This is a genomic window from Sulfuriferula multivorans, assembly GCF_003851125.1.
Lineage (GTDB): Bacteria > Pseudomonadota > Gammaproteobacteria > Burkholderiales > Sulfuriferulaceae > Sulfuriferula > Sulfuriferula multivorans.
The window spans coordinates 39,727-50,586 of the sequence record NZ_BGOW01000021.1 but is presented as its reverse complement, the minus strand read 5'-3'; the positions used below and the strand labels follow the sequence as shown (position 1 = coordinate 50,586).

The 10,860-nt window shown below is 52.6% G+C and carries 11 protein-coding genes; all 11 read left to right on the top strand.

Annotated elements, in window-relative coordinates:
• Positions 1-3 precede the first annotated feature (3 nt).
• The 11 genes from EI185_RS11970 to oxlT all read left to right on the top strand — a co-directional run bounded on the left by EI185_RS11970 (position 4) and on the right by oxlT (position 10,786).
• On the top strand, positions 4-189 hold the full coding sequence (locus tag EI185_RS11970; protein ID WP_124705392.1) for a tautomerase family protein: 186 nt from the start codon (positions 4-6) through the stop codon (positions 187-189).
• On the top strand, positions 179-1,984 hold the full coding sequence (gene uvrC, locus EI185_RS11965; RefSeq protein WP_124705391.1) for an excinuclease ABC subunit UvrC: 1,806 nt from the start codon (positions 179-181) through the stop codon (positions 1,982-1,984). Before EI185_RS11970 ends, uvrC begins: the two co-directional genes overlap by 11 nt.
• Positions 1,985-2,010: 26 nt before the next feature.
• Positions 2,011-2,583, top strand: a complete 573-nt coding sequence (pgsA, locus tag EI185_RS11960) for a CDP-diacylglycerol--glycerol-3-phosphate 3-phosphatidyltransferase (protein WP_124705390.1) — start codon at positions 2,011-2,013, stop codon at positions 2,581-2,583.
• Between the two features lie 204 nt (positions 2,584-2,787).
• On the top strand, positions 2,788-3,600 hold the full coding sequence (gene dsbG / locus EI185_RS11955) for a thiol:disulfide interchange protein DsbG (RefSeq protein WP_189836390.1): 813 nt from the start codon (positions 2,788-2,790) through the stop codon (positions 3,598-3,600).
• 148 nt (positions 3,601-3,748) lie between these two features.
• On the top strand, positions 3,749-5,257 hold the full coding sequence (locus tag EI185_RS11950) for a sensor histidine kinase (protein WP_124705388.1): 1,509 nt from the start codon (positions 3,749-3,751) through the stop codon (positions 5,255-5,257).
• Positions 5,250-5,813, top strand: a complete 564-nt coding sequence (locus EI185_RS11945; protein ID WP_124705387.1) for a dihydrolipoamide acyltransferase — start codon at positions 5,250-5,252, stop codon at positions 5,811-5,813. The genes EI185_RS11950 and EI185_RS11945 overlap by 8 nt, the downstream gene beginning before the upstream one ends.
• Positions 5,810-7,165: a sigma 54-interacting transcriptional regulator gene (locus tag EI185_RS11940; RefSeq protein WP_124705386.1), complete on the top strand. Its 1,356-nt coding sequence runs from the start codon at positions 5,810-5,812 to the stop codon at positions 7,163-7,165. The genes EI185_RS11945 and EI185_RS11940 overlap by 4 nt, the downstream gene beginning before the upstream one ends.
• A 221-nt stretch (positions 7,166-7,386) precedes the next feature.
• Positions 7,387-7,722, top strand: coding sequence for an EF-hand domain-containing protein (locus EI185_RS11935; RefSeq protein ID WP_124705385.1), 336 nt, complete (start codon positions 7,387-7,389; stop codon positions 7,720-7,722).
• Positions 7,723-7,910: 188 nt separating this feature from the next.
• Positions 7,911-8,429 carry a BON domain-containing protein gene (locus EI185_RS11930; protein WP_124705384.1) on the top strand — a complete coding sequence of 173 codons (519 nt, stop codon included), beginning with the start codon at positions 7,911-7,913 and terminating at the stop codon, positions 8,427-8,429.
• A 103-nt stretch (positions 8,430-8,532) separates the two neighbouring features.
• Positions 8,533-8,802, top strand: coding sequence for a BON domain-containing protein (locus EI185_RS11925; RefSeq protein ID WP_124705383.1), 270 nt, complete (start codon positions 8,533-8,535; stop codon positions 8,800-8,802).
• Positions 8,803-9,481: 679 nt separating this feature from the next.
• Positions 9,482-10,786 (top strand): oxalate/formate MFS antiporter, encoded by a 1,305-nt coding sequence (oxlT, locus tag EI185_RS11920; protein ID WP_124705382.1) that lies wholly within the window; start codon positions 9,482-9,484, stop codon positions 10,784-10,786.
• The last annotated feature ends 74 nt before the right edge of the window (positions 10,787-10,860 follow it).

Genomic DNA, 10,860 nt, shown 5'->3' with positions numbered 1-10,860 from the left:
ACCATGCCTTATGTGAATATCCGTATCGCAGGTAGTTTGAGCCGCGAACAGAAGCAGAAAATCGCCGAAGAAATCACCGGTACGCTGGAGCGTGTGGCGGGTAAGCCTGCCTCGTACACTTATATTGCCTTCGATGAATTGCCGGAAGAAAACTGGGCAATCGCGGGCAAATTGCTGGATGAAAACTGAAAGTTTCGACAGCAAGGCATTTCTCGCCACACTGCCAGGATTACCCGGCGTGTATCGCATGCTCGGGCAGGATGGCGAAGTGCTGTATGTGGGCAAGGCGCGCGACCTGAAAAAACGCGTGACCTCGTATTTCCAGAAGACCGACCAGAGCCCGCGCATCCGTCTGATGGTGGCGAAAATTGCCAGCGTGGAGATCACCGTCACGCGCTCCGAATCCGAAGCGCTGGTGCTGGAGAACAACCTGATCAAGGCGCTATCGCCGCGTTACAACATCCTGTTTCGCGACGACAAGTCCTATCCCTATCTCATGCTCAGCGGCCACCGCTATCCGCGCCTGGCCTATTTCCGCGGCACGCCGCAGCGCCAGGACCGGTGCTTCGGCCCGTTTCCCAATTCCTATGCGGTGCGCAACAGCATCCAGATTCTGCAAAAGGTGTTCCGCCTGCGTACCTGCGAGGACAGCGTATTCAATCATCGCTCGCGTCCGTGCCTGCTGCACCAGATCAAGCGTTGTACTGCGCCGTGCGTGGATTTGATCAGCGCCGAAGACTACGCCGCCGACGTGAAGAATGCCGCGCTGTTTCTGGAGGGCAAGGAAAACGAGGTATTGCAGTCAATCACCGAAAAAATGCAGCAGTCTGCGGATGCCATGCGCTATGAAGAAGCAGCGTTGTATCGCGACCAGATCAAGAGCCTCACGGCGGTGCGCGAAAAGCAGTTTGTAGCCAGCCAGAGTCAGGCGGATGTGGACGTGGTGGCCGTGGTGGCCGAGCAGGGTCTGCTGTGTGTTAACCTGCTGATGATACGCGGCGGGCGGCATCTGGGCGACAAGACCCTGTTCCCGCAAAATGCCCAGGACGTTGTCCCCAAAGAAGCCATGGAAGCCTTTCTCTCCCAGCATTATCTCAATCGCGCCATTCCGCCGCAGATCATCGTTTCAGAACCGGTTGATGCTGACGCACTGGCGGCAGTTTTCAGCGAGCAGGCCGGGCGCAAGGTCAGCATCCAGGTCAACCCCATCGGCGAACGCCGCAGCTGGCTGGCCATGACGCAGGGCAATGCGCGCATCGCCATCACCCGCCAGGTCGCGCAAAAAGCCACGCAAGAGGCGCGTCTCACCGCGCTGCAGGAAGCGCTTGTCCTGCCTAATGTGCAGCGCATCGAGTGTTTCGATATCAGCCACACCATGGGCGAGGCGACGGTGGCGTCGTGCGTGGTGTACGACAAGGGCGCGATGCAGAATGGCGAGTACCGGCGCTACAACATCAGCGGCATCACTCCCGGCGACGACTATGCGGCGATGCGCGATGCGCTGACCCGGCGCTACACCAAAATCCAGCAGACCGAGGCCAGGCGCCCCGACCTGATCCTGATCGACGGCGGCACCGGCCAGCTCAATATCGCCAGCGAGGTCATGGCTGAACTTGGCATCACCGACATCGAGTTGATCGGTGTCGCCAAAGGGGTCGAGCGCAAGGCCGGTATGGAGCAGCTCATCAGCACCGATGGCCGCGCCACGCGTTTGCCCGGCGATCATCCCGGCCTGCACCTGATCCAGCAAATCCGCGACGAAGCGCACCGTTTCGCCATTACCGGCCACCGCGCACGGCGCGGCAAGGCACGCACCCACTCGGCGCTGGAAGACATCGGCGGCATCGGCCCGAAGCGCCGGCAAAAATTGCTGGAAAATTTCGGTGGCCTGCGCGGCTTGCAAAATGCAGGGGTGGAAGAGATCGCCCAGATCGATGGAATCAGCCGCGCGCTGGCTGAAAAGATATACCGTGAATTACACTAGCCGGATATCTCACTAAAATTCACGCCATGCCGCTTAATCTACCCAACCTGCTCACCTGGCTGCGTATCATCATGATCCCGCTGGTCGTCGCCGTGTTCTATCTGCCGGACGGCTGGCTCACTCCGCATCAAATAAACCTGATTGCCGCCGGCATGTTTGGCATCGCCGCCATTACCGACTGGCTGGACGGCTATCTGGCGCGCATCCTCAACCAGACCTCCGCCTTCGGCGCCTTTCTCGACCCGGTGGCCGACAAGCTGATGGTCGCCGCCGCACTGATCGTGCTGGTGAAACTGGGGCGCGTGGATGCGCTCATCGCGCTCATCATCATCGGTCGCGAAATCACCATCTCCGCGTTGCGCGAATGGATGGCCAGCATCGGCGCACGCGGCAGCGTGGCGGTATCGATGATCGGCAAACTCAAAACCGTGGCGCAAATGGTCGCCATCCTGCTGCTGCTATTCCATGAGACTTTCCTGGGTCTGGATACCCAGCAAATCGGCACCTGGCTGATCTGGCTGGCCGCCGTGCTGACGCTGTGGTCAATGGCTTACTACCTGCGCCAGGCGGTGCCGGAAGTGATCAGGCATGGGCGGTGAGGCCGGGATCGGTCTATGTTCTGATCACTGTCGCGTGATGGTGGAAGTTGCACGTTGCAACATCAAGCAAGCACCATTTCAGTAGTTCAATATGAACTAAATTGAGTTCTTCCTCCCTAAACGGAGAGCGCTTTTTATAGCATTCTTAACCGGCAGGGCAAATGTTGCATGCTACCCAAATTCTCCAATCAAAAAGGAATGAAATTGAAATTATCATTGAAGCAAAAAACAGCCGTGTTTGGAATTGTGTTGGGCCTTTCCACCAGCGCATTCGCGGCCGAATATCCCAAGGTCATTCAGACCGCCGTTAATCAGGGCGTCAAGGTTGCAAAATCTTTTCCTGCCGCATCAGGGATGACCGGGTGGGTACTTTCCCGCGAGGGGCAATACTCCATCGTATTCACCACGCCTGACAGTAAAACGCTGGTGGCGGGTTTGATGATCAGCGAGAGTGGCGCCAATCTGTCGCAGGAATATGCCGAGAAATATATCCCGAAACCGGATTTCGCGGCTGTCTTCAAGTATCTGGAAAAAACCACGATGATCGTGGAAGGCGCCAAGGCGCCTAAAGGCATCCTGTATGCGTTCTTCGATCCAAACTGTCCGTTTTGCCATATGACCTGGAAAGCGCTGCAGCCGTATGAAGCGGCTGGTTTACAAGTCCGTTGGGTGCCGGTTGCATACCTCGCGCCGAGCAGCCTGCCTAAAGCGATAGAAATGCTGGCCTCGGCGAATCCGACCTCGGCATTTCGCGCGAATGAGCAGAATTTCGGCAAGGAAAAAAATCCTCCTGCAAAATACACAGCCAGCGCTTACCCTGAGATTGCCAAGAAACTGGAAAAAAATGCCGAGTTGATGCAAAAATTCGGTTTTAACGGTACGCCGGGTATCGTGTGGAAAGACAAGAGCGGTAAGATAATGGTCAAGAACGGCATGCCTAAATTGTCTGAATTGCCGGCCATGACAGGTTTGCCTGAGCAGAAAATTGATGACCCGGAACTGGCCAGATTCCGTTAAGTGAACTTCAGGGCAGGGGCGTGTTGCCCTGCCCGTTCGATCTGACCGAACAAACGATGCGAGTCCTTAAACTTGTCAGGCTTTGCCGCTATTGCCGGACGATTGAAACATGCCGGGAATGCCCAAATCCGGCTAGAGGATTCAGGAAATGAAAGCAGGCACGCCGCTCGTTGAATTGGAGGATGAATCCGCGCCCGTTTCCAAAGGATTGCTGCGGCATAATCCAAAGTCCTTCCTGAAACTGATTCTCATCGGATTTGTTCTGGTGGCGCTGCCGCTTATCATCGCCCTCATCAATAGCGCTTTATCTATTGATAAACTGGCCGAGCAGAGCCGCAAAGCGGTTTACCAGGCAGCGCAGATCGCGCATGGCAGCCGCGTTCTGCTGGATGAAATCTCCACCATGGAACGTAGTGTGCGGCAAACGCTGATCCTCGGCGATGCATCCTTGCTGGAGGGTTATTTTCAGGCACACGCGAAATTCGCGAGTACGGCAATGAGTCTCTCTGCATTGTCTTTACGCCCGGACCAGAAACAGGTGCTGGACAGACTCACAGCTTCTGAATCAGCCATTTTTCAGCAGGTATCTTCGGCGCGCCGATCATCACAGGGTTTGCAGGAAATCGTCAGTGATTTTGTGCCCTTGCTGGATACGGCACGCGCTTTCTCGTCTAGTGGTTATGCGTTGATTGAGCGCGAAGTGACCGCAATGCAGGACATGGCCTGGCATGCACGATCGATTGTGGTATGGCAACTGCTCGCGCTGGTCCCGTTTGCTATCCTGCTGGCGCTCGGTTTTTCGGTATTGATTGCACGTCCGATTCGACAGATCGATGCCGCCATCAGGACCATGGGAGAGGGCGAACTTACCAAAGCAGTGAGCGTGGAAGGCCCGCAGGATTTGAGGTACCTTGGGCAAAGGCTGGACTGGATGCGCCGGCGCCTGCTGGAAGTGGAAGAGCAGAAGACCCGCTTTCTGCGACATGTTTCGCATGAACTCAAGACACCGCTCACAGCCATGCGCGAGGGTGCCGATTTGCTGGTGGAAGGGGTGGCTGGCGAGTTGAGCGTGAAGCAGCGTCAGATCGCAAATATTCTGTACACCAACAGTATACAATTGCAAAAACGCATCGAGGATTTGCTTAATTACAGCGCACTTCAAAATGGACAAAACGGGCTTGTAAAATGCCCGGCGGCGTTGAAAAAAATTGTAGAGGATGTGTTGCAGGATCAAAAACTCGCAATCATGAACAAAAACCTGCAAGTCGAACTGACATGCTCTGACCTGACGGTTGAGTGTGACCAGCAAAAAATTGGCATTATTGTGGATAATCTCGTGTCGAATGCGGTGAAGTTTTCTCCTCCAGGAGGGCATATTAAAATCAATGTGAGGCGGGTTCGCGAGTCTGTTTGGCTGGAAGTTGCGGATTCGGGACCGGGCGTTGAGGAAGCTGACCATGCCAGGGTATTCGAGCCTTTTTATCAAGGGCGCAAGGCGCCTGATATGCACGTCCAGGGAACCGGCCTTGGCTTATCCATTGCCCGTGAATATGCGCGTGCGCATGGTGGGGAGATTGAGCTTTTGAAACAAGCTGGCGCTGGTGCTCGTTTTCGTTTGTTGTTGCCTATCTGTAATTCGGAAGACGCGCATGTCTGACATTCTGCAACGATTCTGGATTTTGCCGGTTATTATGTTGACGTCTCTTGCAGCATGTACAAACTTGCCGACAAGTTCTTCGCATCTTCCAGCTACGGGGTGGTCGCCTTCCTTGCTCGTGACCAGCCAGGTGGAAGAGTTGATGCTGTATTACGATTTTTTGCGTAAACAGCCAGCGCCGGAACTGATTAAAGAATACGACAAAGCGCGGCAGGCTTTGACGCAATCCAAAACGGATGTAAATCGTGTGCGGGTTGCATTGCTTCTATCGATGCCTAATACGCCTTTCCACGATACGGCAGCCGCGCTTGGTTTACTCAATGAGGTGAGCAAAGAAACCAAAGCGCCATCGCCAAGCTTACGTGGTCTGGCAAACATGATGGCGATGATGATCGCAGAACAGCAGCGTGCCAATAATAATGCAGATGATCTGTCGCAAAAACTGAAGGATGAGCAGAAACGTGCCGATGCATTGCAAGGGCAAGTGGATGGCATCAAAAATATGGAAAAGAACCTTATCCGCCGGGATAGGCGCGGAATTACTACAAAACCATGATTGAATCCAAATTAAAAATCCTGGTTGTCGATGACGATGCCGATCTGCTGGAGCTGCTCTCGATTCGCCTGACTGCTGCCGGTTATGAAGTGGAGACGGTACAAAATGCCGAGGCAGCACTCAATCGTCTTGATGTGTCGCGCCCGCAACTGGTGATCACCGATATGCAGATGGGCGGTATGGACGGCATGGCCTTGTTTGAGCACATTCATCGTACTACACCCACCTTGCCGGTCATTATCCTGACCGCGCATGGCACGATTCCGGATGCGGTTGCGGCCGCGCAGCGTGGTGTTTTCGGCTATCTTGCCAAGCCTTTCGACAGTAAGACCCTGTTGGCCCAGATTGCCCAGGCGCTCAGAATTTCACCCGGCATCACGCCTCAGATTGAAACGCCACAAGCACTGTGGCGCGCCGGCATCATTACGCAAAGCGCCGCGATGGAAGATCTTCTCACCAAGGCGCAGCTCGTTGCCGAAGGGGATGCGAGTGTGCTGATCCACGGTGAGAGCGGCACCGGCAAGGAATTGTTCGCTCACGCCATTCATGACGCGGGAAAACGCGCCAATCGACCTTTTGTGGCGGTCAATTGCGCGGCTATCCCGGAACAGCTGCTGGAGTCGGAACTGTTCGGGCATGTGAAGGGTGCTTTTACCGGAGCCGTACGCGATCATAAAGGTCTGTTTCAGATCGCTGAGGGAGGCACGCTGTTCCTCGACGAGATCGGCGATATGCCGCTGCTGCTACAGGTAAAATTGTTGCGAGTGCTGCAGGAAAAGCAGATACGCCCGGTGGGTTCTGCGCAGACCGTCGAGGTGGATGTGCGCATTATTTCTGCGACCCATCGTGATCTCAGAGCAGAGGTGGCGACCAGCAACTTTCGCGAGGATCTCTATTACCGGCTAAATGTAGTGTCGTTAACAATTCCGTCCTTGTCGGAGCGGCGTGAGGACATTCCTTTGCTGGCGAACCATTTCCTTGGCTCGCTGACCAAAAAATACGAAAAGAATATCAATGGTTTTGCGCCCGAGGCGATGGAGATGCTGGTCAGTGCATCCTGGCCCGGCAATGTGCGTCAGCTGATGAATATCGTCGAGCAATGTGTTGTTCTGTCTACGACGCCGCTTATTTCCGCTGTGCTGGTATATGACGCCATGCATAAGGAAGAAGAACAGCTGGTTTCGTTCGAAGAAGCGCGCAAGCGCTTCGAAAGAGAATACCTGGTGCGAGTGTTGAAAATCACTTCCGGCAATGTGACGCAGGCGGCTCGCTTATCCAAGCGCAATCGTACTGAGTTCTATAAATTGCTGCAGAGACATCAACTTGATGCCGCGACTTTTAAACTGTCATAAATCCTTTTCCCCGTCACCGTTCGGCGACAAGATGTATTCCAATATTTTTCAATAAGTTAGCATGCCGTAGCCATATCCATGTTGCCGGAAGGCGACACAAACCTGTTCCACACCCCTTTTTTTATCAGTAACGCACTGTTATTAATCGATAATTCAGTATGGCATAACAATTGCTCACTCTTTGTACACAGCAATATTGCTGCGTACTTAAGGAGCTACAGATGAGTTACCGAGCTTTAAATTTGCAAAATAAGGCAATCCAGGCATTTGTATTGGGAACCGCATTGGTGGTTTCCGGAATGGCTGTTAGCCATGCTGCCCCAGCCAGCAAAACTGAAGTTTCTCCAGCCATGTCGCTGTTTGACACAAACCATGACAGTTTCGTCAATCCTAAGGAAGCCTCGGCACAGGGCATGCCTGCTCAAGTATTCAAAGAGGCTGATGCCAACCACGATGGAAAATTGAGTCCCGACGAGTTGGCCAATGCAATGGCGACAGCAAGTGTACCGCCGGCCGATGCACCAACCGTGCCATCACCAGGAACTCCGAAGTACTAAATAAAATAAATAGCGTTACTGCGAGGTACACCCGAAGTCGACTTGAATGATTAGCTCTGGTTGGGAGCGATTGAGTTGCTTGGGTTTTGCTTCGTTTTTCTTTAGGGCGGCAGAAAGTTTGGATTGTTGCTTATCCGGAATGGTCGATCAGCTAAACCCGTGGTGAGGAACAAATCAGGAGGCAATTCATGGAATACCCCACATTCACTTTTAAAAAGAGACCCTGCTTAAGCTTCCTGGTTGGAATGGCTCTTACCTTTGGGGTTGCCACCGCATCCCACGGGACACCACTGTCCCGGCCCGGAGATTCCACATTCAAAAAATATGATACCAATCGGGATGGTTTGATCAGCAAGGAGGAAGCTGCTGAACACAAAATGTCCAGCAAGGCATTTGAAGAGGCGGATACCAATGGCGACGGAAAATTGAACAAAAGCGAGTTTGTCAAAGCAGAGTCAATAAATGAGCGCGTCCAGGTAGCGAAATATGTGGATGACAGCGTGATCACTGCGAAAGTGAAAGCTGGTCTCTTCAAACATTCACTCTTGAAAGGCTCGCAGATACATGTCGAGACCTACAAAGGGGCGGTACAGCTGAGCGGGTTTATTGACAGTGACAAGCAAGTTGCAGCGGCTGGAAAAATCACTGCCGGCGTAGAGGGAGTTACGAAAGTCATCAACAATTTGATTCCAAAAAATAATGATTAGGCAGCGCCTGTTTAGGTCAACCGTGTTCAAAGTTGCGCACAAATGTCTGCGATGTTATGCGGCTTGGACCGGATTTTGTTTAATAGCTTGAGGATATCAATTCATGAAGATGCAGCTCCGCACACAGTCATTTCATTCGCAAATTCAGGTATTGAAGGCCGTTGATGACGAAATTATCACAGCCAATATACAAATTGCGTTGAAGCAGCACCCGTCAATGGGTCAAGCATTTATCCATGTAGAAACTTTTGCGGGGGGCGTGGAATTGACCGGATGGGTCCGCAAAGCCGTACAGGAACAGCTGGCTGTGGTTCTGGCAACAGAGGTACAGGGTGTTTCCTACGTTGTAAATAATCTCAGTGTGCGCGGTTAGATTAAGCGGGGTATTTCGTGTAATGGTTGAAAGTGCGAGGTTTCTGTGCCGCCGCCTTGATGGAAGGCGTTCAGAATGAACTTATCAAAAAGAAATTTATATCCCATATTGCTGATATCCGGGATCGCACTTACGATTTTCAGTCTCCTCGGGTTCGCGGCAATATGTGGCTGGATTCCTTTTATAGCACTCCACGAAAAACCCTCTATATCTATCGAGACGCATGCTGTAGTGCCGCGTCCAATATTAAAAGATATCGCTACCAAGTAGATTAACGCCCAATTGGTCCTTCCTCCTTCGGGGAAAAAAGCGATGCCGTCAGAGCGATTTCGCATTTTTTCACCGCACTTCTCCTGTGCGCTCCATACCCCGTAAAAAAAATCTTATAAACAGTTGTTTCCGTTATGCGGGAATTTTTTCCTGATTATGAGTAGCTAACGCAAAAAAATAATCAAATGTTAGTGCTTTAAAGAAAAATAACAACAAATGATAAGTGCACTACTCTGGATTGCCTCGCACCAATGCGGGTATGAATTGGTTTGGAAAAGACTGAATTGATATTATTTGGTTGTCTAATACATTGAAATACAATATTATTTGTATCTAGCATGCATGTTGCTAGATGCCTCCTGGAAGCCTTGATCTTTTGTTAGGGCTGACATTTCAGTGAGGTGAAAACATGAATAATGTTGCTAATTTAGAGAGTTCGTCGAAGTGGTCGCATAACCGGTGGTGGCAGCTGGTTTTCGGGCTGGTTGCGATGATGTCCATTTCGAGTTCACAGTATGTCTGGACCCTGTTTGTGAAACCCTTGCAATCTTCGCTCGATACTAATCTTGCTGCCGTGCAGGTCACCTTCTCGATTTTTGTTGTTTTACAGACCTGGCTTTCGCCCCTGCAAGGGGTGCTGATACAAAAGTTTGGGCCCAGATTGTTGATTTCGGCCGGTGCGATATTGACGGGCGGGAGTTGGGTGCTGGCCGCAGCGGCCCATGACCTGGCCGGGTTATATCTTTCCTACGGTGTGATGGGTGGGTTGGGAACGGGGATTATCTATGTGGGCATTGTCGGTTTGATGGTGCAATGGTTTCCGGACAAGCGAGGTCTTGCAACAGGGCTGGTGGCGGCGGGCTATGGCTTCGGAGCGATATTGACGACTTTCCCCATCGCCTCGATGATCAAAAGTGCGGGCTATGCACACGCCCTGACGGTATTTGGCATTATTCTCGGCCTGGTAGGGTTGGTGGTTGCGCAAGGCTTGCGTCGTGCGCCGAAATCTTCGGAGTTGCCGGCATCGGTTATCAACGCTTCCAGCCCGGCCATTTCCCAGAGTACGCGTCATTACACTTCGAAAGAGATGCTGAAAACTCCCGTCTTCTGGCTGTTGTTCGTAATGATGGCCATGATGTCTACCGGCGGCCTGATGGTCATCTCCCAGATGGGGGCGTTTGCCAAGGATTTCGGGGTCAGCGACGTGCTGGTGTTCGGTTTGGCGGCGCTGCCTTTGGCGTTGTCGATTGATCGATTTACCAATGGGTTGACGCGCCCGTTTTTCGGTTGGGTTTCCGATCATATCGGCAGGGAAAACACCATGGCGGTTGCGTTTATGCTGGAAGCCATTGCGATCGTGATGATGCTTGCCTTTAGAGAGAATGCGTTGGCGTTTGTACTGCTGTCCGGCGTCGTGTTCTTCGGCTGGGGTGAAATATTCTCGTTGTTCCCCTCCACCTTGACGGACATTTTCGGTACCGGCAATGCGACCACCAACTACGGATTTTTGTACATGGCTCAAGGCGTGGGCGCTATTCTCGGGGCTCCTGTCGCTGCCTTGCTTCATGAAGCCGCCCACAGTTGGGTGCCCATCTTTGGCATTGTTACGGTAATGGATGTGGCGACAGCGTTGCTGGCATTTTTCGTGCTCAAGTCGTGGCGCAAACGTATGGTTACTGCCGAGCACGCTGAAATGGCTCCAGCGTTAGCCTGAACACCTTTCTTCCTTGATGGAAGAATCTTGAATATCGGAGATACATTGAGTCACTGCATTCCATGAGAAGCATA

Bases quoted from the DNA above. Each gene is read 5' to 3' on its own strand.
- EI185_RS11930 (WP_124705384.1), top strand. From the start codon at position 7,911: ATGGAATACCCCACATTCACTTTTAAAAAGAGACCCTGCTTAAGCTTC.
- EI185_RS11950 (WP_124705388.1), top strand. From the start codon at position 3,749: ATGAAAGCAGGCACGCCGCTCGTTGAATTGGAGGATGAATCCGCGCCC.
- EI185_RS11925 (WP_124705383.1), top strand. From the start codon at position 8,533: ATGAAGATGCAGCTCCGCACACAGTCATTTCATTCGCAAATTCAGGTA.
- EI185_RS11940 (WP_124705386.1), top strand. From the start codon at position 5,810: ATGATTGAATCCAAATTAAAAATCCTGGTTGTCGATGACGATGCCGAT.
- EI185_RS11935 (WP_124705385.1), top strand. From the start codon at position 7,387: ATGAGTTACCGAGCTTTAAATTTGCAAAATAAGGCAATCCAGGCATTT.
- EI185_RS11945 (WP_124705387.1), top strand. From the start codon at position 5,250: ATGTCTGACATTCTGCAACGATTCTGGATTTTGCCGGTTATTATGTTG.
- oxlT (WP_124705382.1), top strand. From the start codon at position 9,482: ATGAATAATGTTGCTAATTTAGAGAGTTCGTCGAAGTGGTCGCATAAC.
- uvrC (WP_124705391.1), top strand. From the start codon at position 179: ATGAAAACTGAAAGTTTCGACAGCAAGGCATTTCTCGCCACACTGCCA.
- pgsA (WP_124705390.1), top strand. From the start codon at position 2,011: ATGCCGCTTAATCTACCCAACCTGCTCACCTGGCTGCGTATCATCATG.
- EI185_RS11970 (WP_124705392.1), top strand. From the start codon at position 4: ATGCCTTATGTGAATATCCGTATCGCAGGTAGTTTGAGCCGCGAACAG.